Annotated in this window: 21 protein-coding genes and 1 pseudogene; 2 read left to right on the forward strand and 20 right to left on the reverse strand. The window is 46.8% G+C overall.

Annotated elements, in window-relative coordinates; all coding sequences use genetic code 11:
- Nucleotides 1-9: 9 nt before the first annotated feature.
- The 20 genes from ACQ29O_RS18250 to invF all read right to left on the reverse strand — a co-directional run bounded on the left by ACQ29O_RS18250 (nucleotide 10) and on the right by invF (nucleotide 19,834).
- A complete protein-coding gene (locus ACQ29O_RS18250; protein WP_000692254.1) occupies nucleotides 10-270 on the reverse strand; it encodes a hypothetical protein in 261 nt (86 codons plus the stop codon).
- 43 nt (nucleotides 271-313) lie between these two features.
- Entirely contained in the window at nucleotides 314-562 is a 249-nt protein-coding gene (locus ACQ29O_RS18255; protein ID WP_001055579.1) for an acyl carrier protein, read from the reverse strand.
- Between the two features lie 18 nt (nucleotides 563-580).
- The gene (gene sipA / locus ACQ29O_RS18260; protein ID WP_020937155.1) at nucleotides 581-2,638 is read right to left on the reverse strand and encodes an SPI-1 type III secretion system effector SipA; all 2,058 of its coding nucleotides are present in this window, start codon (nucleotides 2,636-2,638) and stop codon (nucleotides 581-583) included.
- An 18-nt stretch (nucleotides 2,639-2,656) separates the two neighbouring features.
- On the reverse strand, nucleotides 2,657-3,688 hold the full coding sequence (gene sipD, locus ACQ29O_RS18265) for an SPI-1 type III secretion system needle tip complex protein SipD (protein ID WP_000932249.1): 1,032 nt from the start codon (nucleotides 3,686-3,688) through the stop codon (nucleotides 2,657-2,659).
- 70 nt (nucleotides 3,689-3,758) lie between these two features.
- Nucleotides 3,759-4,988, reverse strand: coding sequence for an SPI-1 type III secretion system needle tip complex protein SipC (sipC, locus tag ACQ29O_RS18270; protein WP_000909019.1), 1,230 nt, complete (start codon nucleotides 4,986-4,988; stop codon nucleotides 3,759-3,761).
- Between the two features lie 27 nt (nucleotides 4,989-5,015).
- Entirely contained in the window at nucleotides 5,016-6,797 is a 1,782-nt protein-coding gene (sipB, locus tag ACQ29O_RS18275) for an SPI-1 type III secretion system needle tip complex protein SipB (protein ID WP_000245788.1), read from the reverse strand.
- 2 nt (nucleotides 6,798-6,799) lie between these two features.
- Nucleotides 6,800-7,297: a SycD/LcrH family type III secretion system chaperone SicA gene (sicA, locus tag ACQ29O_RS18280; RefSeq protein ID WP_000386309.1), complete on the reverse strand. Its 498-nt coding sequence runs from the start codon at nucleotides 7,295-7,297 to the stop codon at nucleotides 6,800-6,802.
- A gap of 137 nt (nucleotides 7,298-7,434) precedes the next feature.
- Nucleotides 7,435-8,505: an SPI-1 type III secretion system export apparatus protein SpaS gene (spaS, locus tag ACQ29O_RS18285; protein WP_000097719.1), complete on the reverse strand. Its 1,071-nt coding sequence runs from the start codon at nucleotides 8,503-8,505 to the stop codon at nucleotides 7,435-7,437.
- Nucleotides 8,492-9,283 (reverse strand): SPI-1 type III secretion system export apparatus protein SpaR, encoded by a 792-nt coding sequence (gene spaR, locus ACQ29O_RS18290; RefSeq protein ID WP_000964940.1) that lies wholly within the window; start codon nucleotides 9,281-9,283, stop codon nucleotides 8,492-8,494. The genes spaS and spaR overlap by 14 nt, the downstream gene beginning before the upstream one ends.
- Before the next feature lie 3 nt (nucleotides 9,284-9,286).
- Nucleotides 9,287-9,547 (reverse strand): SPI-1 type III secretion system export apparatus protein SpaQ, encoded by a 261-nt coding sequence (spaQ, locus tag ACQ29O_RS18295; RefSeq protein WP_000342503.1) that lies wholly within the window; start codon nucleotides 9,545-9,547, stop codon nucleotides 9,287-9,289.
- Nucleotides 9,548-9,572: 25 nt separating this feature from the next.
- Complete coding sequence (gene spaP, locus ACQ29O_RS18300; RefSeq protein WP_000526016.1) at nucleotides 9,573-10,247, reverse strand: SPI-1 type III secretion system export apparatus protein SpaP; 675 nt, start codon at nucleotides 10,245-10,247, stop codon at nucleotides 9,573-9,575.
- Nucleotides 10,237-11,148: an SPI-1 type III secretion system protein SpaO gene (spaO, locus tag ACQ29O_RS18305; protein WP_000058732.1), complete on the reverse strand. Its 912-nt coding sequence runs from the start codon at nucleotides 11,146-11,148 to the stop codon at nucleotides 10,237-10,239. The genes spaP and spaO overlap by 11 nt, the downstream gene beginning before the upstream one ends.
- A complete protein-coding gene (spaN, locus tag ACQ29O_RS18310) occupies nucleotides 11,148-12,158 on the reverse strand; it encodes an SPI-1 type III secretion system protein SpaN (protein ID WP_000503106.1) in 1,011 nt (336 codons plus the stop codon). The genes spaO and spaN overlap by 1 nt, the downstream gene beginning before the upstream one ends.
- Nucleotides 12,158-12,601, reverse strand: coding sequence for an SPI-1 type III secretion system protein SpaM (gene spaM / locus ACQ29O_RS18315; protein WP_001746493.1), 444 nt, complete (start codon nucleotides 12,599-12,601; stop codon nucleotides 12,158-12,160). The genes spaN and spaM overlap by 1 nt, the downstream gene beginning before the upstream one ends.
- Nucleotides 12,579-13,874 (reverse strand): SctN family type III secretion system ATPase InvC, encoded by a 1,296-nt coding sequence (gene invC, locus ACQ29O_RS18320; RefSeq protein WP_000856766.1) that lies wholly within the window; start codon nucleotides 13,872-13,874, stop codon nucleotides 12,579-12,581. Before invC ends, spaM begins: the two co-directional genes overlap by 23 nt.
- Complete coding sequence (gene spaK / locus ACQ29O_RS18325) at nucleotides 13,871-14,278, reverse strand: SPI-1 type III secretion system chaperone SpaK (protein WP_001164066.1); 408 nt, start codon at nucleotides 14,276-14,278, stop codon at nucleotides 13,871-13,873. Before spaK ends, invC begins: the two co-directional genes overlap by 4 nt.
- A 23-nt stretch (nucleotides 14,279-14,301) precedes the next feature.
- Nucleotides 14,302-16,359, reverse strand: coding sequence for a type III secretion system export apparatus protein InvA (gene invA / locus ACQ29O_RS18330; RefSeq protein WP_000927219.1), 2,058 nt, complete (start codon nucleotides 16,357-16,359; stop codon nucleotides 14,302-14,304).
- A 24-nt stretch (nucleotides 16,360-16,383) separates the two neighbouring features.
- Nucleotides 16,384-17,502 (reverse strand): type III secretion system gatekeeper InvE, encoded by a 1,119-nt coding sequence (gene invE, locus ACQ29O_RS18335; RefSeq protein ID WP_000612171.1) that lies wholly within the window; start codon nucleotides 17,500-17,502, stop codon nucleotides 16,384-16,386.
- Nucleotides 17,499-19,187 (reverse strand): type III secretion system outer membrane ring protein InvG, encoded by a 1,689-nt coding sequence (invG, locus tag ACQ29O_RS18340; RefSeq protein ID WP_000848115.1) that lies wholly within the window; start codon nucleotides 19,185-19,187, stop codon nucleotides 17,499-17,501. Before invG ends, invE begins: the two co-directional genes overlap by 4 nt.
- Nucleotides 19,184-19,834: a type III secretion system transcriptional activator InvF gene (gene invF, locus ACQ29O_RS18345; RefSeq protein ID WP_001674874.1), complete on the reverse strand. Its 651-nt coding sequence runs from the start codon at nucleotides 19,832-19,834 to the stop codon at nucleotides 19,184-19,186. The genes invG and invF overlap by 4 nt, the downstream gene beginning before the upstream one ends.
- 455 nt (nucleotides 19,835-20,289) lie before the next feature.
- On the opposite strand from invF, the gene invH reads away from it, so the two are divergent.
- Together invH and ACQ29O_RS18355 are read left to right on the forward strand one after the other, a co-directional pair.
- Nucleotides 20,290-20,733: an SPI-1 type III secretion system invasion lipoprotein InvH gene (invH, locus tag ACQ29O_RS18350; RefSeq protein ID WP_000715096.1), complete on the forward strand. Its 444-nt coding sequence runs from the start codon at nucleotides 20,290-20,292 to the stop codon at nucleotides 20,731-20,733.
- A gap of 403 nt (nucleotides 20,734-21,136) precedes the next feature.
- A pseudogene (locus ACQ29O_RS18355) lies at nucleotides 21,137-21,326 on the forward strand (IS3 family transposase); the annotation flags it as partial.
- Between the last annotated feature and the right edge of the window lie 168 nt (nucleotides 21,327-21,494).

Here is a 21,494-nt window from a genome sequence, read left to right on the forward strand (position 1 = left end):
TTATATCTTTTATAAGATTGCTTCTTCAAATTTAATCTGGTTACACAATGTCTTGATACTTTTTCGCGCCCATCGCCGGGCGCAATATTTCTCTCCTTTAATCCAGTAGAATAGCCATTCACTACGCATCGGAACACATATCAGCAGCTCCTTCGGATCATTTTCAACATGACGTAACTTGCCTTTAATAACAAAACGCGAACTGTCAGCAATATCATCATATATTGCAGCCATACCTGAACCGGGTACTACATGTGTGATGATTTTCATAACAATTAATCTTATTCAATTGTTGTCAAGCGAGAGAAAAATACTACACCCTGGACTCAAGACTTTTTTTAACAACACGGCATATATCCGCAAAGGTCGTCATATCAGGAAGATCGTTTTCATTGCAACTAATGTCAAACTCCTCACTAAGACCAAATACAATATCAATTAAATCCAATGAGTCAGCGTAAAGATCCTCAACCAGATGGGTCTGACCATTGATACTATCAACATCAACGGCAATACAGGAGGTGATCACTTTTTTGACTCTTGCTTCAATATCCATATTCATCGCATCTTTCCCGGTTAATTAACGCTGCATGTGCAAGCCATCAACGGTAGTAATAACCCGATCCACGCCAGGTTTATTCAGGTATGACTCGTAAGCCGGGCCAGCTCGCCAGCTACCGTCTCCGATAAGGCCGTCCAGCACATTACTTAACACATAGTCAGTTTCCCCTTTTAGCCTGGTCAGCCCCGCCTCTCTGGCAAACTGCAGTGCAATCTCAGCCAGTTTTTCTTTTTGTGGATGATGAGTAATGACCTCTTTGAGAGTCTCCATTTTCGCTTTCAATTCTGGGTGCTTGTCAATATCGCTACATTGCGCTTTCAACGCTGCACTCTTTATCGTGTCATTGGGTAATATTTCCGCACGCAAGCCGTCAAACGCTCTGCGTACAGGGAACGGTGTGGAGGTATCTGGCTCCAGGGCTTTACGTATCACACCCAAAAACGTCTCACGGGCGTCGAAATGCATTGAATGCATATTCGTAACGCTCGGTACTGTTGAGAGGAAACTATTTTGCTTAAACTTCAAACCAGAAAATGGGCCAGTCTTATCTGTCTGACTATTATCATTATCGGTCGTACCGGCTTTATTACCTGTAATTACCGTCGTGTCTGATTGTAAGGTATCGGTTTTAACATTCTCGACGCCAGCCAGTTGACTGGCAAGCGGCTTCACATTCACAATCTCTGCCGTCTGGCTTTGCTGTTTATTATCATCAACGCCGTGCACCGTGGCCTGTACCGGCTTGCCGATAATGCTCTTGCTGGTTACGCCATCGACTTCATCAAAAGAGGTTGTTTCACCCGTAGTGCCCTTTTCTGACGTGACCACCTTTCCATCTTTACTTTCGGATGAAGCGTTGGTCACAGCCTCTGCCGTCGCATGAGCCGTGACGTCAATTTTACCCGCGATGCCATGGTCAATTGCCCCTGTGCTGGCGCTGTGTGCCGTCTCCGTTTGATGCGTAGTCGAATCCACACGCGAATGACTATGACTTACGTTGCTGCTGTTAGTCGAATGGTGTGACTCGCCATTGCGTTGGCTGTTATCAATAAATGTTCGGCTATTATCAATCGTCTTCCGGCTATTATCATGGTTGCTATTATCGATATGGCGCTGGCTATTATCGACATGGCTTCGGCTATTGTTAATATGCTTACTGTTATCCACGCTATGGTTACTGCTATCAATATTAATATTGATATTAATACCCGTAGGTTCTGCTTTTTTCCCACCATCAGGTACTGGTCCAGCCGCAGGCTCCGGAATTTTAGGGTCAGGCAGTTTATCTGCAGGAATTTTTGCAAAAACATTACGTAGCAGCAGGGGTATCAACGTTTGCATTTCAAGGTGCCGGGCTTCCCGTCCTACGCTGGTACCCTGCTCTTGCGTTAATTTTTGGTGGCACATATCAAGCGCCTCAACCGCCTTCGCCGCCGCTTTGTCAACAAGGTGCGTAAGATTGCTGCGGGTTAACGGATCTAACGTACAGCCAAAGTTATGTTCAATGCAGCTGGCAATATAGGGCATCACCTCCTGCATAACAAGATTCGTCGATAATTTACTTAATTCACCACCAGTGTTATTTTTGATAATATCTAACAGCTGCTTTTCCAGGTTTTCCAGCTTCGCTTCCGCTTTCTTTGTTTCTGGCAGCCATGGCCCAAAAGCTGACTTTTCTTTCAGGCCATCTTTTATGATTTGCGCGGTATACTCTGCCCCCACCTTCATCAGTAGCGTCTTCGCCTCAGGAGAATCACTGGTGGCGTTGAGCGCTGAACGAAAGAGCCCGGCAAACTCCATTATCGCTTTCTTACCGGCGACATTATTTGAATTGGTAAAAACTTCTTTTAACGCCTCAGCGTCTTTCCCGCATTTAAACAATGCATCCAGACTCGCCTGTTTGATCAGCGCGGGAAAATCTTCCAGTTGCGGGCCTTTAATTTCCCCTGACAGCGTCGTTGTGGCACTTTCTCTGACTGCGGAAAGATTCGCCGCAAGATTCGTGGCCTGCGTTTTGATCTCGGTCTGCATACCTGGCATTATGACGGGGGGCTGAGTCCTTACACTTGTAACCATTATTAATATCCTCTTCTGTTATCCTTGCAGGAAGCTTTTGGCGGTTTCCAGGCTGCTACTTATCGTACTGCTCAGCACTTTTACCAGGTTGTCGTACAATGAATTGGCATTGCTATATTTTTGCGTCAGCGTCTGTAATGTGGTTTTCATATTTTCTTCCTGCGCTTTAAAACCCGACTGCCAGGCTTGATATTTGGCGTTATCCATTTCGAGTTTTGAGTCTTTTCCCGGCGCGCCTAAACCATCAATATCCTGAACCATTTTTTGTAATGGCGTCAGATCAACGGTGACGACATAACCGGATCCATAAGATTTCAGGCAGCTATTCGGTAAATTCAATTCACTGAGCCACTGTCTCGCTTCCGCTTCAGTGGCTACTTTAACGCCGCTGCCTGACTGAGCTGGAAATAAAACGGTATTACTGTTTATTTGATTATATTTATTGACTAAACTGTTTAAATCATTTTTGAGTGAGGTAACATCTAGCTTAACGGTATTACCGTCCTTACCTGGTAATAACCAGCCTCCCATTTTGGAAAGAATATCACTGAAGGCCTGATAAAAATCGGTATAGACTGCGACAACGTTTTCATAAACGCCCAGATAGCTGTCACCTATCGCCGATATATTTTGGGAAACCATATCCCAAATCTCAGCATCAGAAATGGTTGTTCTCGGCTGCGCCATAGGCGAAGCGCTAAATAAGGCCGACGTCGGCGCAGAAAACGCGCTCCGCAGGTTCTCATTTTGTTCTGCGGATAATGACACGCCAGACTTCGCCAGCGCATTCAGGCTACTGGTCAACTGCTGGCGCGCCAGCGTGCGCTCGTCATTATTCTCTTCAGAGATCGGTGGCGTTGACTGCAGCGTCTGCTGTGCCTGCTGGATTTTAGTAGCCGCCTGCGATAATGAAATGATATCTGTACCGCGATGTTCTGTGGTAGACGGTACCACGGCAGTCTCGACGTGCTCGCTCGCCGAGGGAGTCTGCGGCCGTTCGGCAACGATCCCCGGATGAGGAGAAGCGGAATAATTTTGAATATTAAGCATAATATCCCCAGTTCGCCATCAGGAGCGCGATTAAATCACACCCATGATGGCGTATAGATGACCTTTCAGATTAAGCGCGAATATTGCCTGCGATAGCAGCAAGTGCGGATGCTTTCGACTGGTTAATGCTCTCCATTGTTTTCAGCATTTCCTGAATCAGGCTGGTCGATTTACGTGAACTTTCACGGGCTTCGTCCGATGCGGTGCTGGCAACACGGTTATTCACCTGGCTAATTTGCTGCTCGGAACGTTCCTGAGTAGCGGCGTACTGCCCGGACGCCCCTGCAATACCACCGACCGTGACCGAGTTCTTCATAATCAGATCGCCCGTCATCTGCATCTTGCGCGCATCAATTCGGGTCATATCCATGGTATTCTGCTCAAGACGAATATCGGATTCGACAGACTCAAGACGTTTCGACAGAATAGCCTGATGTTCAGGGGAGATTTGTTTATTACTGTCTTTAATACCCAGACTTTCCGTGGCGCTGGTTCCGGCATTAGATTTAAGCGTCGCATCATTAAGATTTTTTGTCGCATCGGTACCGGTTTTCTTCATATTTAACGATTTCAGAGAATCGACGCCTTCAGCACCGAGTTTGACGCTATTCTGCCCGTTCAGCACGTTTTTAATACTGTGGCTTTCAGTGGTCAGTTTATCGATCTTCGCGGCATTATGTTTAAGCGCGCCTCTTTCATTCTGCAGCCCCTTATATTCCAGTTTGGCGCCCACGCCAGTGATCCCCAACTGAAGCGCGCTCTGGGAAATACTACCGGACAACGCATTCATCCCTTCGCGCATCATGGAGCTTGCTGTCGTTTTAGCTGCATCAAAGCTGACTAATGACAACTTACCAGACAGTTTGCTATCAGCCTGGTTCAACGTCAGCATTAACGTATTCGCGGCAGCCAACAGCGCAACGGCACTGGAAGACATTCCGCTAATATCAAAAAACTTTCCGACTTCTGCCTGCTGCTCGCGTAACTGGGTTTGCACAACCTCATTCGCTTTAGTCGTGACATTATTTGCCAGAGCATTCAAATCCTGATTCATGTCGGTATTTTGAATACTGGCTTTTAAAAAGGACGTGATCGTTCCGGGGGTTTGCGTTAATACCCCTGGCGCAGGCGCGCTCAGTGTAGGACTCAACCCCAGGTCACTGACTTTACTGCTGCTAATACCAATACTATTCAGAATATCTTTAGCGCTAACGGATTGCGAAGCTGTCTGTGAACTATTCTCAACAGAATGATTATTTAAATAAGCGGCGGGATTTATTCCCACATTACTAATTAACATATTTTTCTCCCTTTATTTTGGCAGTTTTTATGCGCGACTCTGGCGCAGAATAAAACGCGAAGCATCCGCATTTTGCTGTACCGCAGAAGACATGGCTTTTTGCAGTTCCGCCGTTACCTTCTGGTTTTCACCAAATATTTCTACGGATTGTTTAAGCCACTGCTGAATCTGATCCATGGCAAAACGGGCGAGCATAAAATCAGCAAGCGCCTCGCTGGCATTTTTAATAAATACGCCCTCGGCAACACCACCGGCTGACTGGGCTGCGGTATTCGTGACTTCCATGCCCAACGCCACTTTATTTAGGGTATTACCTACCAGCTCTTTACTTAAGGCATTCGTTTGCAGGCCCATCTTGCTACCTACATTACCCAGACCGCTAGTAATACGTTGCATCCCCTGGGTAAAGAGTTTGCTGCCGTTTTGCGCCAACTGTTTCAGCACGTTAGGCACCAACTTCTTAATCGTTTCGCCCATCATTTTGCTCAGCGCGTTACCCAGTTTCGCCGCCGCGCCTTTCCCGACAACTGCGACCACCACAATGACCGCCACCATGGCAATAGCGGCGACAATCGCACCAACAATGCTGCCGGCCATCTCTGCCGTTTTCTTATCGACGCCTAATCCTTCCAGCGCTTTGGTAATCGCCTTGCCAATCAGCTCCATTAACGGCTTCAGCACATGCTCCATAATCGGGTTTAGCGCCTGCTGAATAAACGACACCCCCGTCGCCGCCTTCACAATTTCATCGGCCACCATTACCGCAAGTCCCACCGCAGCCAGCGCCAGACTCGCCCCACCGGTAAAAACAGCGGCCACAACGCTGACAATGGTTAGCAGCGCGCCGAGGACTTTCCCGATACATCCCATAATGCGGTTCGTTTCCTCGGCTTTGCGCGTCTCTTCCTGGAATTCAGCCGATTTCTTTTCCATCTCCGCCTGACGCCCTTCCTGCAAGGCGTTGAAAAGCGCAAGATCGTTTTGCAGGCTTTCTTCCGTATTTTTGCCCACAATCTCAATAAACATGGCCATGAGCATAGTGAGGCGGGCGACATTTGACAGATTATCCTGCTCACCCTGGGAAACCTGATTCTGAGAGGCGGCATTAGCCGTTCCCTGGAATTTGGTCAGAATGTTATCCGCTTTCTCGGCTTTCGCTTTGGCGTCTGTGCCTGCTTTAACCGTCGCATCCGTGGCCTTATCTAAGGCCTCTTTCGCCTCTGTCGCTTCTTTTCCGGCCTGTTCTACCGCGGCTTCAGCTTGTGCATAGCCGGGGTCAGCCGGGTCCAGCGATTGCAATTTATTTTGCGCCTGCGTCAGTTTTTTGGTCGCAGCGTCATAAACACTCTTGGCGGTATCCGTCTTTTTGATACTGGCTTCATAGAGATCCGTCGCCTCCTGAGCCTCTCCCAGAGCCGTCTGGAATTCTTTCGATACCTGAATCCCCATCTCTTTTTGTGACTCAATCATCGCCTGCCATACCGCCAGACGAGACTCCAGTTGAGACAGCGAAACATCACCCAGTAGCGTCATTAACTTGCCAAGCAGTAATGTCAATTGCCCTTCGCTGGAGAGTTTTTCCCGGGCGGCGTCCGTAGGCGGCTTCAGACCCACCGTATTAATAGCGCTCTCGCCGGACTTTGTTCCGGCTTTAAGGTCGCCCGCTTTCGTTGCCACCACATCTTTAAAAGCTTTATCCGCCGCTTTTAAAAAGTCCGTGTTCTTACGAACGCCTTCAAAAGCCGCCTCAGCGAGGCGCGGATTTTGGGTATATCCGCTACGGCTAATGCTACTTGCGTCATTTACCATAATTATTCCTTTTCTTGTTCACTGTGCTGCTCTGTCTCCGCCGTTTTTAGCGCCTCCAGATAGACCAACGCTTTTGCCCGCAGAGACTCATCTTCAGTACGTTCATTGACAAGTTCAAAACACTGTCTGGCTTTTGCTGCCTTACGCATTAATAATTGACACTGCCCGGTAAAAAAAACGGGGCGATAATCATTTTTAAGTAACGTAAACGCTACTGCATAAAGGTCACATGCTTTCTGAAATTGTTTTTTCAGTTGGCATACCGCCGCCAGTCCCATGGTGTAATCGGGATTGTAAAAATCATAAATGCATAAGAAACGAAAGAATGTCTCAGCTTCATCCAGTCGTCCCTGGTTATAAAACTCATAAGCATGAGCATATAAACCGTCCATCATATCTTGAGGGATCCCATGAACGTCTTTTAGCGTGGCGCCTTCACTAACGGCATCCCAAATCATTTCCGCAACACGTTCTTCGCTGACATTATTTTGATAATCCATTACTTACTCCTGTTATCTGTCACCGACTTTGTAGAACTTAACGACTGCGTTTATCTGATGCAGTTATTAAACCCCGACGGTGGTTAGTGAACATTCAAAAAACGCCCAATGAATACATCGCTACTGCTTTACGCGGCTCAATGCCGTACCTCGTTTTCTTGTGGCTGAATAACGTCTTTGCCCGCGTTTTCTACCTCTTCCAGCCAAACCAGAAGACGTAAAACTTCATCAATTTCTTCCAGACTCACCAGATCATAACGGCGATGGGTTTTGAAAAGACTGCGCGCCAGTTTGATATCGACGATCACAGGTACGCCAACCTTCTCCGCATAGGCGCGGACGGCCAGTGCGCGCTGATTCGTTTCATACACCGAGATCATCGGAATCGGCATCAATTCGGGTTTAAAATAAATCCCGATCGTAATATGCGTGGGGTTGGCAACAATCAGGCGTGAGTTTTCAATATCAGATTTCACCTGTTCAGACAGAATTTCCATATGAACTTCACGTCTTTTAGATTTAACCTCTGGGTTCCCTTCCTGCTCCTTCATTTCACGCTTCACTTCTTCCTTATCCATTTTCATATCTTTCATGGTCAGGAAATATTCCGCAATAGCATCCAATAATAAGACAATCAATGCGCAAGCAAGGCAAGTTAATACCAATGCGAGGAGAAGTTCACGCCAAATGACGGCAATACCTACAATATTGCCATTTAGCTGAGAAAAGATTTCAACCTTATATTTCTTCCAGCAAATGATGGCGGCCACCACAAAGGATGAGAGATACAGTAGGGTTTTGACCGTATCTTTAACCGTGCGCATACTAAAAAGTTTTTTTGCCCCTTCTACCGGGTTTAACGCCGATAAATTAGGCTTTAATGCTTCTGTCGCCAGCACAAAACCGGCCTGTAATAACGCCGGTAATGCGGAACACACTAAGCAGAGCAGCATAAATGGAATCAGATATTTTAACCCTATCCCAAAAACGGCCAAACTGTAGTCAGCCATGCTCTGATCAAAATTATCCGCAATAATGATCTTAATTATCCCCATAAACTCATTAAATGAGCCATACGACACCAGATAGGCAATTCCTCCCAGCGTCAGGCAGGCGATAATGAGATCTTTACTTTTAAATGACTGGCCTTTTTTAGCGGAGTCTTCCAGCCGTTTTTTAGTCGGTTTTTCTGTTTTATTCGAGGACATGCGTCGCCCCTCGCTCGTAAAACCAACTGCTTAACCCTGTGGCCTGGAAAGAGAGTCGCAGTACATTGTCCGGTAGTACCGGAGAGAAATAAAGCAGCATAATTAAAACGGCAATACCGCTTTTTACCGTCAGTGAAATCGCAAAAGCGTTCATTTGCGGAGCAAAGCGCGACAATAAACCCAGGAATACTTCTGACAGCAACAGCACTAATACCACCGGACTGGCCAGAACCAAGGCGTTTTGAGCCACCTGATTAATAAACGTTAATAGCGGCGGTAATGAAGGCGTGCACTCGTTCATCGGATCGCATAGCTGATAGCTTTTATTTAACACGTCAACCATCGTGACCAGACCGCCGTTTTGTAAATAAACGACAGCGGCAAACATATTCAGGAAATTAGCCATTTCCGAGGTATCAATACCGTTTGCCGGATCGATACTGCTACTTAGCGTTGCCCCTCGCTGGTTATCGATAATACAACCCAGCGCATGCATAACCCAAAAAGGCCATGACAGCAGACAGCCCAGCATGACGCCTACCGCCGCTTCTTGCAGAACTAACGGGATCATAGCCACCGATAAAAACGGCGGCGCCTCGTTCAATGCATGCGGCCATACTCCCAATGCCACCAGGATGATAATGGCGTTTCTCGGCGCGCCGCTTAATACCCCGCTATTCAAAAACGGCAGGAAGAAAAAAATCGGCGCTACGCGAGCAAACCCTAGTGCCGCAGACGCAACCAGGTGATGAATTTCAAAGTACAACGCGTAAAGCATTTTTTACCCCTTAGCCAACGCCAGGAATATCACCTGACGCCCGTAAGAGAGTAAAACTTCGCCATACCAGCCAGACAGTAAAAACAAGCATAAACACACGCCAAGTAATTTAATGCCAAAAGGCAGCGTCTGTTCCTGTAATTGCGTTACCGTCTGGAATAACCCTACCAGGAGGCCGATAATCGTTGCGACAATCGTCGGCCACCCTGACAGGATCAAAACAAGATAGAGCGCCTTATTACCTGCAAACACTAAATCATCCATTTAACTATCCCGTCTCGTAATGATGTCATGTTGCAATGTCCATATACTGTAATATCAATCCCTTAGACAGTAAGGTCCAGCCATCAAGCGCGACAAAAAGCACCAACTTAATAGGTGTAGATATCGTCACCGGACTCATCATCATCATCCCCAGCGCCAGTAGCACGCTGGATACCACCAGGTCGACGACAACAAAGGGCAAATAGAGATAAAAACCAATTTTAAACGCGCTTTTTATTTCGCTCAGCGCATAAGCAGGTAATAACGCAAATATTGATGGTTTTTCAATTTCATCTTTGTCACGCTTTACCGTCTCGGTCTCTTCTCCATACTGACGCTTCAGTTGCGCGTTTTCAAAAAACTGAACTAACTCGCGATCTGAATATTTGATCAGATAATCGCGATAACCATCCAGACCTTCATCAACGTGTTTACTTAATGACGAAATATCATTAAAGGTGACATCTTCGTCCTCAAAATAGACGTAGGCATCATGCATTATTGGCCACATAACAAACATAGAAAGCAGCAATGCGACGCCGTTAAGCGTCATATTTGAAGGTATCTGCTGCAATCCCAGGGCGTTACGCACCATGACAAATACAATAGAAAATTTAACGAAACAGGTTCCTGACGCAATAATAAATGGCAACAGGGTGGAAAATGCCAGTAAGGCAATTAATGAGATATCATTCCCCATTACCAGACTCGCTCAGCCATTCATGGATCTCAACGCCTAAGGTGTCATTCATCTGTACCAGTTCGCCATTACCCAGCAAAACACCATTCGCCATAATTTCAACGTTAAGTTCAGCATTGGTCGGCAGTGATAATAGCTGTTGCTGCCCCATGGCTTCGAGTTCGGCGAGGGTAACGCTCTTACGATACAAAACAAATTCCAGTTTGACGGGCAATTGATTCAAGCCAGGCAGAGTTTCTGCAGTTTCAGTTGTATTATTTTCTTCTTCGATATGTTGAATATCTAACGTTTCCACAATAATTCCCCCTTCAACACGGTTGAAATGACCTAACTTTTTCGCGTAGCAATAAACTTCCGCACGGGAAGTACGAATCAGGAGTACATCTCCGATCCCGATTCGGCCCAGCAACGAACGCTGCGTATCACTGCTACCGATTACAAAGCGCAACGGCCAACGCAGCATTTTCGGCCTGCCGCCCCCGACTGCAGGCAGTTCAGGAAGATATTCAAACCACAGGCCGCCCCGATCGCTCATAATGTGCAACAATTTCCCTTCCGGCAGCGCGCTTCCCGGCACGGGGTTCTCTACGCATAAACGCCGACAGGACAAATGCGGCACGGGCAACTCAAACGGTCGCTCTGTCGCAGCAAGCCAGGGAACGACCAGGTGCTCAGCGCCAGCAGAAACCGCCGCCCCCGCCAGAGCGGGAGAGACATGCTCAAGCCAGTCCCCAGGTTGAATCCACGCCGACCACCGTTTTTCTGCATCGCTCAACCGAACCCACATTCCTTGTCGCGTCGGATATTCCAGCGTAGCTTCCTGGCCATGGCGCTGGCATTCTGTCGCGGTTTGCGCCAATAGCCATTCGCGACGATCAATCTGTCTCACACGCAATGACATCAGGCGTCATCCTCCTCGCCAGATTGCTGTCTGTGCTGTTGCTGCTGCGGATTTTGTTGATCGTCTCGCGTCAGGTGCCAGCGCTGGGGATTACCGTTTTGCCATTGATCATGCAAACGATGTTCAACCTGCGTATTTGACGGTATTAACGAAAACTCCCCTGCTTGCCGCGCCTGAATATTGACGGAATAGTCATTTCCCCAGCGCTGAAAACGGTAAGTCAGCGAGCTATCCTCTCCTTTCACGCCATCGGCAGTCGGAAAAATAGTCATCATCGGCTTTGATTGCGCCGCTAAAGGCATTTTTTCATCGCCGCCGGTTAATTGGCTAAGATCGGCGATAGTGGTTGGTTGCAGCGGAAGCTGAGAAACATCTTTAACCTTTTTATGATCTTTATCGTCAGGCTTACCGGTATTGGCTGCGGCCATTCGGGCAGGTGCGACATCCCGCGCCAGCGGCGCGCCCTCTTTACGAACGCCTTCGCCCGCGATGGCTTTATTATCCCCAGGCAATGCTTTGATATTATCGTCAGAGATTCCCGTGGCGTTATCGGCTACTTCACTAACGGACTCCACGGCTTTTAAATCAGCAGATAATTTTTTACCGCTTACGCTTTCTAACGGCCTATTTTTAGACGATAGCAACGCTGCGGATTTATCTACTTTGGCCTCCGCAGAAATCAAACCGACAGATTTTTCAGCAGTGACTTTCAACAGTTTTTCAGCAATCCTGAGTTCGCCTTTTCCGTTATGATGCAGACCAGAAACGTTGCCATTGTGATGTTCTGATTTCGCTGGCGCGCCATGTCGCCATGCCGCCAGTAATACCGGTAAAGCCGTTTCTTTATGCATTACGAAAGCATCGCCATAGTCGCGATCTTTTTTATCACCGGAATATTCTGTCTTATGTTTTTCCACCGCTTTTTTTAATGCTTCTGATAAACCGCCAACCTCATCCTGCTGCGGCAGTAAAATGTTCCCGGATGAACTGACAGCTGACACATCGCCCATTAAATTATCTCCTCTGACTCGGCCTCTTCCTGCTGTATCTCTCGCTGGATATAGAATCTTTTCTGACGGATTATCCAGCGTTGATAGTTCCCTTCTTTGCGCAACCAATATTTACTTTTTTTCTGAAACTCTTCCCTTTTTTTTTCCAGCTCGCTCCGTTTTTCCTGAATTTGTATAATCTGGAGTTCTAAACCTTTTATCTGCCGGCGAACAATAGACTGCTTACGTAATAACGTATAAATTTCCTCACGACTGAGCTGTCTGTTTTCTGCACGCAGCGTATCTAATAACAATTTCAGACCCGCTATTTGTTCAAGGATCGCCTCCTCCTCGGCCTGCAGCCCGCGGTCCTCATCCTGATAGCGAAGTAATATCGACTCACACTGTGAATGAAATACCGTACAGCGCCGCTGCAATACTTTAATTCTGGTCAGCGAATGCATTCATACCGCTCAACGTGTCATCAAAGGATGAATACTGCGCTACCGGCTGGCATAACCAGGCTTTCAGGCTATCCCGCATCTGCATCGCCCGATCGTTATCGATATTTTCGCCAGGACGATATTCTCCCAAGTCAATGAAAAGCTGGAGCTCTTCCAAACGCGTCATTAATTTACGCACGGCAGATGCCTGTTCAGCATGTGTCGGCGTCGTGACTTGTCCAAAAACGCGGCTTACGCTTTTCAGTACATCGATTGCCGGGTAATGTCCCTGCCCGGCCAGCTTTCTGCTCAGATACAGGTGACCGTCAAGGATAGAGCGAATTTCATCCGCCATCGGGTCCGCCTCTTCCTCGCTTTCCAGCAGTACCGTATAAAAGGCAGTAATGCTTCCCTCGCTGGTCGCCCCTGGGCGTTCCAGCAAGCGGGGCAAATTATCGAATACGGAGGCGGGATAACCTCGACGGGCCGGACGCTCTCCCGACGCCAGTGCCACGTCTCGCAAAGCACGCGCATAACGGGTCATGGAATCGATAAAAAGCACGACCCGTTTTCCCTGGTCGCGAAAATACTCCGCTACGGTTGTCGCCAGTTGCGCCGCATTGCAGCGATCGACCGAGGGGAAATCGGAAGTGGCAAAAACCAGCACGCATTTTTCTTTCTTATGCGAAGCGCGCAACATATCCACGAATTCAGTGACCTCACGGCCTCGTTCACCGATAAGACCGATAACAAAGACATCCGCCTCCGTTTGCTCGATCAGCATATGCATCAGCATGGTCTTACCGCATCCTGCGGAGGCAAAAATGCCCATTCGCTGGCCTACGCCACAGGTCAATAACCCGTCAATCGCGCGCACACCGGTAATCAGCGGTTCACGGACGCCAACGCGTGAAGCGTAAGACGGCGGTGCGACATCAATAACGCGTTCTTCGCTAATCGGCGCCACTTCAGGGGTAAAACGCTCAACGATTTTCCCTGTCGGATCCAACACCGCGCCTAATACCGAGTATCCCACCCACGCCGATAACGCACGTCCAGTGGGATAAAGCACGACATCGCGGCTCAGCCCCTGGGCATTGCCGATAAGGCTCAGCACGGTGCGTTCCCGCTGTAAGCCAACCACCTGCGCACGTGCAACAACCTGTTTTTGGTGCCAGCCACGGCGTATTTCACACAGTTCGCCAATGGCCACATCGCGCAATTCCGCCTCAATAATTGGGCCGGTTATTTTTTGTGGGTAGGCCAGATATTGCAGTAAACGAGGTGTTTTCATCTCATTAGCGACCGACTAAAAACTTCCAGATAGTTGTAAAACCCATTCAAGGCAGTAGAGAACTTTTCACCGTCAGATAAAAAATCCGGATGCACTAAGGCTTTAAGCGTTAGCTCCCCATTCTGCTCCCCCAGTAGTAATTGCCCGCCGCGGGCAAAATGGCATCCTTCCATGATGGTCATTAAGATTTCATAAGCCCGCTGTTGTAATACCACCATGCTGTCAGCACCCAATTGCGCCCAGATCCATACATCATCGTCCTTGACGCTGATACAGATACTTGGCAATGCAAATAAATCCAGAACAATTGTTGAATGGCTATCTATTCCTCCGATGAGTGAAGGATCGCAACCACTTACTTCCAGTGCGGAACGAACTAATTCAGCGATATCCAAATGTTGCATAGATCTTTTCCTTAATTAAGCCCTTATATTGTTTTTATAACATTCACTGACTTGCTATCTGCTATCTCACCGAAAGATAAAACCTCCAGATCCGGAAAACGACCTTCAATCATTTTCTTAATAAATCGACGGACATCGACAGACGTAAGGAGGACAAGATCTTTATGTGCAATCAATAAATCATCCAACTTAAGTGTAATGAGATCCATCAAATTAGCGGAGGCTTCCGGGTCAAGGCTGAGGAAGGTACTGCCAGAGGTCTGACGGATCCCTTTGCGAATAACATCCTCAACTTCAGCAGATACCATTACTGCTCGTAATTCGCCGCCATTGGCGAATTTATGACAAATATAACGCGCCATTGCTCCACGAATATGCTCTACAAGGTTAATGACATCTTTTTCTCTTGGCGCCCACAATGCGAGCGCTTCCATAATTAATTTCATATTACGCACGGAAACACGTTCGCTTAATAAACGCTGCAAAACTTCAGATATACGTTGTACCGTGGCATGTCTGAGCACTTCTTTAAGTAAATCAGGAAATTTCGCTTCCAGTTGGTCCAGCATATGTTTTGTTTCCTGAATACCGAAATATTCATTGACGTTGCGCGCCAGCGTCACCGCCAGACAGTGGTAAAGCTCATCAAGCGCGTTCCGCAACACATAGCCAAGCTCCCGGAGTTTCTCCCCCTCTTCATGCGTTACCCAGAAATACTGACTGCTACCTTGCTGATGGATTGTTGGATTAATACCAAAGGACACGACTTCATCGGAATAATTTACCACTCGCATCAAATCAAAATAGACCGTAAATTGTTCAACACGGATCTCATTAATCAACAATACGATGCTGTTATCGTCCAGGCCCTCGCCATCGCGTAACAATACTTCCGGCAGGCGCACGCCATAATCAATAAAGAACTGACTACGTAGACGCTCCGCAAGTTGAGCTTTTTCCAGATCTTCACGCCGGCTCTTCGGCACAAGTAATATCAACGGTACGGTCTCTGTAGAGACTTTATCGAGATCGCCAATCAGTCCCAACGACGACCCTTCTTTTTCCTCAATACTAAGCGGCTGCTCGCCTTTGCTGGTTTTAGGTTTGGCGGCGCTACGTTTTGCTTCACGGAATTTAAAATAGAAGAGTACGCTTAAAACCACCGATAAAATAACAAATACCGGCAGCGGGAATCCCGGCAGAGTTCCCATTGAAATGGTCAAAATAGCCGTAACAACCAATACAAATGGGTTGTTCAACAGCTGCGTCATGATATTCCGCCCCATATTATCGCTATCGCCATTTACGCGAGTCACGATAAAACCGGCACTAATCGCAATCAACAATGCGGGGATCTGGGCGACAAGACCATCACCAATGGTCAGCATGGTATAAGTAGACAGAGCGGAGGACAAATCCATACCATGGCGGGTCATCCCCACCGAAATACCGCCAATAAAGTTCACAAAGATAATAATGATGCCGGCAATAGCGTCACCTTTGATAAACTTCATCGCACCGTCAAAGGAACCGTAAAGCTGGCTTTCCCTTTCCAGTACGCTTCGCCGTTCGCGCGCAGCATCCGCATCAATAATACCGGCCTTCAAATCGGCATCAATACTCATCTGTTTACCGGGCATACCATCCAGAGAAAATCGGGCCGCGACTTCCGCGACGCGTTCTGAACCTTTGGTAATAACGATAAACTGGACCACGGTGACAATAGAGAAGACAACAAAACCCACCGCCAGGCTATCGCCAATAACGAATTGCCCGAACGTGGCGATAATTTCACCGGCATCGGCTTCAATCAAGATAAGACGGCTGGTACTGATCGATAATGCCAGACGAAAGAGCGTGGTAATTAACAGTACCGCAGGAAACGTTGAAAAACTGAGGATTCTGTCAATGTAGAACGACCCCATAAACACCAATATCGCCAGTACGATATTCAGTGCGATCAGGAAATCAACCAGATAGGTAGGTAATGGAATGACGAACATAGAAATGATCATCACCATTAGTACCAGAATCAGTAATTCAGGTCGTAAACGAGCACTGTTAAGTAGAGAAAGCAGCACTATAGGTATCCTGTTAATATTAAATTAAGACAGCTTTTCAATAGTACGACGCTGTTCTGCCATTTCATGCTTGTAGGCAATATCGGTCATACTACGTAACGCCATTAACAATTCTTCCTGCCAATATTCTTCATAAAAGAGTGAAGAGGGTATGGCTTTACATACTTGATAAAATATCTGCAAAAAGGATGCATGTTCTTTATGACTAAGCAATAACGCATTCAAACCTATAATATCGGCTAACAGCGAATCCACTTCATGTGGCTGTTGCAATAGCGAAAGCATCAGTAGTAGCCACGACGACTCCTCCGCATTAAACGCTTTGGTAAACGAATACGACAACAATGTACTCACAAACAGTAGGTCAGCGGAGCGCAACATTTTAAGTTGCGTCAGGCGTCGTAAAAGCTGGCCAAACTCCAGGCGCGAACAACTGGCGTCATTCGCGTCAATATCGGTTAATAGCGAACCCTCAATAAAATCCAGTACCACCAGTCGACGTTGATAGCCATAACTGGCTATCCAGTCAGAGTAAATCTCCACTTCATGTGATTCACTCTGGATAAATTGCCGATAGCTGGCGCGCAATAAGCCTGGTTTTAACGATAATGTTTTCCCAAAAAGCCGGGCCTTCAACGCACAATTAATCCCTGCCTTGAGGGTCTTCGGATCGGTTTGCTCTTCAACGTGCTTAAGTAACGACTCCAGCTTTTTCCGCACGATCTCTTCCAGGTCTTTACGACGAAGCAATTCGCGTAACACAAGGACTAAATCACTGGGGTCAGGAAATAAGCTACGCGCCTGACGTAAAAAATCTTCTAACGCGCCGCCATGTACGCTAATTAGCTTTAAGATTTGCTTCGCCTTCGGTAAAGCCTCATCTTCCAGCACGCGTTCAAAACTGTTAGATAAATTACTGGATTTTTTTTCATAATCGCGACGGTTACGAAATTGCGCCAGCGCCGCTGACATTTCGTCCGTCGACTGGACAAATTTTTGTACTTCCGCCCCTGGAGACGAATCCTCTGCGGCCTGTTGTATTTCCGCCTGTTGCGCATCAGTATGCTGGGTCGCATCCTGATGAGATGTCTGCCGGGACAATATTCTGGAAAATGAAATACCGGAGGTTGAGCCAGGAATCATTTAATTGCCTCCTGACCTCTATCCAGATAAACACGAACCCATTTCTGTAACTTATCGTCCCCACTCCAGGCACCGCTTTGCTTCAGAATATTGTTTACCGATTCGCTGGCATCCGGCGTTAACGGGTCGACAATTTCTTTTGGTTCAATCATGAACACACGAACAACATTACTTTTATTCTTACTGGAATAGCGGAACAGGCTACCAATAAGCGGTAATTTGCCTAAAAACGGAATACTTTGGACAGTATCGGTATTTGCATCCCGTGTATAACCACCGACCAGCAAACTTTTTCCGTGCGGCACTCTCGCAATAGTGCTAATTAACGTTCGCCCGACTTCGGGTAACGCATCTACGGAGGTGGTAGTATCGGATTGCGGCGTCTTATCGTTGCCATCTTCAATGTCCAGCGACATTTCTATCTGACCATCTGCGGAAAAACGGGGCAGCACTCGGATCATTGTTCCGTATGTTACATGCTCAAGCGCCACATTACGTTCCCCAATCAGCTTGGTGTAAAACGTTCTGTTGTTATCAAAAATAGCGGGAACATTTTCCTGGGTCAGTAATACCGGGCGTGAAACCACCGTCGCCTGTTTCTTCTCTTCTAACGCATTGACCGCGGCGATGAATCGACTGCCATCGAGGGTACTTATTGAAGACTGGTTTAATGACACGCCAAGTTTGTCCCCAATAGTAATGCTGCCGCTCCATGAAGTGCCCAAACGCTCCAGATCGCTTTTATTAAGATCGACAATCCACAGGGATAATTCTACGTGACGTTTGGCGACATCCAGCGCTTTAACCAGCATTTCGATAAAATTCACCTGCTCAGCCGTTCCCTTTACTAACAAACTGTTGGTATCCGGATAGGCCACGATTTTAATATTGCCCGCCGCGGCATTTTGCTTTAAAGCTTCCTGCAGACTCATGCCACCGGCATAATTTGCTGCTTTACCTTTTTCTCCATTCGCTGAAAACGCTGGCATCGCCGGGGGTTCGCTACTGACAATATTACCTAAAGGTTGCTCTTCTCCCTGCAACAACCTTTCAATGGCCGTGGCAATACCGGGGATAACCATTTTCTGATCGCGCAGATTATAGGTACGATCGCCCACGAAGGTATTGTTCAGACGCATCACCCCTATTTTCTGACGTCCCAGCTCAATACCATCGTTTTGCTTGTCCATCATGGTGGCGGCGTTGACCACCATATCAACATAGACGGGTGGCCCTGAAACATAGAATGTTCCTTTACGGTTATCGCCACGTAGCGGGTAATTTTTGTTATATAAACCTGAGCGTTTTAGAAAATTGTTGAACTCATTGAGTGAGACGTTGCGTAAAGAAACCACGGCATTGCGCATTTCACTGGCGTCATAAATATAGATAGCCTGCCCATCGAAATACCAAATCAGCCCCAGTTGTAGGGAAAGCTTCTCCAGTAATGCGTTAGGATCGTGAAACTCAAAGTTGCCCGTAATTTTTTTTCGTGCCGCCATTTTGCTAACAATGACAGGCTCCTTTAGCTGTAGCGCCATGGCATCGAAAAATGTCCGCAGGCTATCGTCTTTCGCAACAAACCCACTTCCCGTTACAGGTATTTTTTCACTAGAATAACCAGGTGTAACCAGAACAAGCGCGGCACATGCCAGCACTCTGGCCAAAAGAATATGTGTCTTCATTTGTCTGCCAATTGAATAATATTTGATAATTTCCGCGGCGAAACGCCGATCAGCTCTTTGATCTCACTAGAAAAATGTGAAGGCGATGAGTAACCATGATTAACGGCTAATTGGGTGATGTTCTCGTGGCCTTCTACACTATTCAGCAGCGATTGCGCCATACGCCAGTTTCGTAATTCACTCTTCGCTTTTCCGCCCAACGCTCTGCTGCACAAACGACGAAAATGGGTATAAGAAACGCCATAGTCTTCTCCCAGCATTCTCATCGTGTTGCCGCTGGTTGACTGAGCGAGTAAATAGCCAACCAACCAGTAACTCTCGCTTTTTCGTAACAGCGCCAGTACCTTATTGAAGGCCGGAGAAGGCGTAATAATTTGCTGCAAAAACCAGTACTCGCAGCGTTTACGATCTTGCCAAATAGCGCGAAACTCAGGACTCAGCAAAACCCATTTATCGGATTCAGCATATGTCGTGTCCACTAATCCTGCGCCATCGATAAATGCCAGTAATTTGCTGAGTACTTCAATTTTTAACGGTCGAAAAACCAGGTCTCCTGATACTGGTGCGACAACGGCCTGCTCGCAAAAAAGCAGCGCGCCTTCCTGAATCAGGCAATTTTCATTGTGTCGGCTTTCAGAAAATGACATATGCAGCTTTTGCGCGGAACACGTCTGTATAAACCATGCTTCCGGGCTGCGGATTTTCCGCTTCTCTCCTTCTTTAAGTACTTCCTGCGTATTTAGCATAGTTGTCAGCACCAGTTAAAAATCATTTTAATATGTAAACAATACCGGGAGCGGGTGGCAAAATCCTGATGCAATCATTATGAAACTGATGCCGCCCGCTAATTAAATTGGCCAACTTGCACAGTGCTTGCTGATTTAAAATAGAAAATTAGCTCATAGTGTATAAATTCTGGCTTATTGTTCTGCAGCAGCAAAAATTCAGATATTGTCATCTGGATGGAGAATTAATTATTTATATCAGGAGTTTTTTTTGCTAGCATTCCTGAAACGCATTCGCCTCTTATCACTATTGTCAGATAACATTCTGACGGTTGTGTAAAAACATTGCGCCTCATTCTTCTGTAGTTGGAGTTAATATGAAAAAATTTTATAGCTGTCTTCCTGTCTTTTTACTGATCGGCTGTGCCCAGGTGCCCCTCCCTTCCTCCGTGAGCAAACCGGTACAGCAACCTGGCGCTCAGAAAGAGCAACTGGCCAACGCAAATAGTATTGATGAGTGTCAGTCTCTTCCGTATGTGCCGTCAGACCTTGCGAAGAATAAATCATTATCAAACCAGAACGCTGATAATTCCGCATCAAAAAATAGCGCAATCAGCTCAAGCATTTTTTGCGAAAAATATAAACAAACCAAAGAGCAGGCGCTCACCTTCTTCCAGGAACATCCACAATACATGCGTTCGAAAGAAGATGAAGAGCAACTCATGACCGAATTTAAAAAAGTTCTTCTTGAACCCGGAAGTAAGAATTTAAGCATATATCAGACGTTACTTGCTGCCCATGAAAGACTTCAAGCCTTATAAGGCCATATCACCGTTGGCTGAACTCATCATGATATAATTAAGACCATATTTTGCATTGCCACTTAATATCAATATAATTATTATAGCTATGGTCACTTTTACGGTTGGCCATTTGTCTCTTACGTTGCATTTATCAATCTGCTTTTTGATACAGCAGCACCTCGCTGCTGCTTTTTTTATTTGTGATAAAGAACTGCCTCCCAAACTCGGGAAAATAGCCGAAACTTATACTGACAAACTATCGTCTCGTATATCGCGATAAACTGACATCCCCCTCTTGCCCCACATGTTGGCATTCTTACGATACCCCATCCACTTTTCGCGGATAACGTTCTTTTGAACTTACCAAGCAATAGTGGACACACAACTAAGTGAGTAAACGCTCAAGCAAGAGGTGACTCACATGACAAAACCAGCATCAACCACCAATAAGCCACGCAAGCAGCACACGCCTGAAAGCCCTGAAACTGGCGGAACGCATTGGGGTGGCCGCTGCCACCCGCGAGCTTAACCTGTATAAATCACAGATCTACAGCTGGCGAAGCAAACAGCAAACTCAGCTCTCTTCTTCTGAACGTGAGCAGAAGATGTCCGCCGCTTAGGGTTGTGTCCCTATTACGCGGGTAGGATCAATCAAGCAGTTACGGCAAAAAAGAGAATCATGAATATATTTAGCAAACTCCCTGATGATACGTAATCAGTGAGATTAAAGTAATGCAATCGCGATAAACCGAAGTTAATCCCCTGTTTAAAGACAGTGA

This window comes from Salmonella sp. GDC200615 (assembly GCF_050574145.1).
GTDB lineage: Bacteria > Pseudomonadota > Gammaproteobacteria > Enterobacterales > Enterobacteriaceae > Salmonella > Salmonella enterica.

Excerpts from the sequence above, each read along its gene's own strand:
- invC (WP_000856766.1), bottom strand. The coding sequence starts at position 13,874 with ATGAAAACACCTCGTTTACTGCAATATCTGGCCTACCCACAAAAAATA.
- invE (WP_000612171.1), bottom strand. The coding sequence starts at position 17,502 with ATGATTCCTGGCTCAACCTCCGGTATTTCATTTTCCAGAATATTGTCC.
- spaO (WP_000058732.1), bottom strand. The coding sequence starts at position 11,148 with ATGTCATTGCGTGTGAGACAGATTGATCGTCGCGAATGGCTATTGGCG.
- spaN (WP_000503106.1), bottom strand. The coding sequence starts at position 12,158 with ATGGGCGATGTGTCAGCTGTCAGTTCATCCGGGAACATTTTACTGCCG.
- invF (WP_001674874.1), bottom strand. The coding sequence starts at position 19,834 with ATGTCATTTTCTGAAAGCCGACACAATGAAAATTGCCTGATTCAGGAA.
- ACQ29O_RS18255 (WP_001055579.1), bottom strand. The coding sequence starts at position 562 with ATGAATATGGATATTGAAGCAAGAGTCAAAAAAGTGATCACCTCCTGT.
- sicA (WP_000386309.1), bottom strand. The coding sequence starts at position 7,297 with ATGGATTATCAAAATAATGTCAGCGAAGAACGTGTTGCGGAAATGATT.
- spaQ (WP_000342503.1), bottom strand. The coding sequence starts at position 9,547 with ATGGATGATTTAGTGTTTGCAGGTAATAAGGCGCTCTATCTTGTTTTG.
- spaK (WP_001164066.1), bottom strand. The coding sequence starts at position 14,278 with ATGCAACATTTGGATATCGCTGAATTAGTTCGTTCCGCACTGGAAGTA.
- spaS (WP_000097719.1), bottom strand. The coding sequence starts at position 8,505 with ATGTCCTCGAATAAAACAGAAAAACCGACTAAAAAACGGCTGGAAGAC.
- spaM (WP_001746493.1), bottom strand. The coding sequence starts at position 12,601 with ATGCATTCGCTGACCAGAATTAAAGTATTGCAGCGGCGCTGTACGGTA.
- invG (WP_000848115.1), bottom strand. The coding sequence starts at position 19,187 with ATGAAGACACATATTCTTTTGGCCAGAGTGCTGGCATGTGCCGCGCTT.
- sipD (WP_000932249.1), bottom strand. The coding sequence starts at position 3,688 with ATGCTTAATATTCAAAATTATTCCGCTTCTCCTCATCCGGGGATCGTT.
- ACQ29O_RS18250 (WP_000692254.1), bottom strand. The coding sequence starts at position 270 with ATGAAAATCATCACACATGTAGTACCCGGTTCAGGTATGGCTGCAATA.
- sipC (WP_000909019.1), bottom strand. The coding sequence starts at position 4,988 with ATGTTAATTAGTAATGTGGGAATAAATCCCGCCGCTTATTTAAATAAT.
- sipB (WP_000245788.1), bottom strand. The coding sequence starts at position 6,797 with ATGGTAAATGACGCAAGTAGCATTAGCCGTAGCGGATATACCCAAAAT.
- spaR (WP_000964940.1), bottom strand. The coding sequence starts at position 9,283 with ATGCTTTACGCGTTGTACTTTGAAATTCATCACCTGGTTGCGTCTGCG.
- invH (WP_000715096.1), top strand. The coding sequence starts at position 20,290 with ATGAAAAAATTTTATAGCTGTCTTCCTGTCTTTTTACTGATCGGCTGT.
- sipA (WP_020937155.1), bottom strand. The coding sequence starts at position 2,638 with ATGGTTACAAGTGTAAGGACTCAGCCCCCCGTCATAATGCCAGGTATG.
- spaP (WP_000526016.1), bottom strand. The coding sequence starts at position 10,247 with ATGGGGAATGATATCTCATTAATTGCCTTACTGGCATTTTCCACCCTG.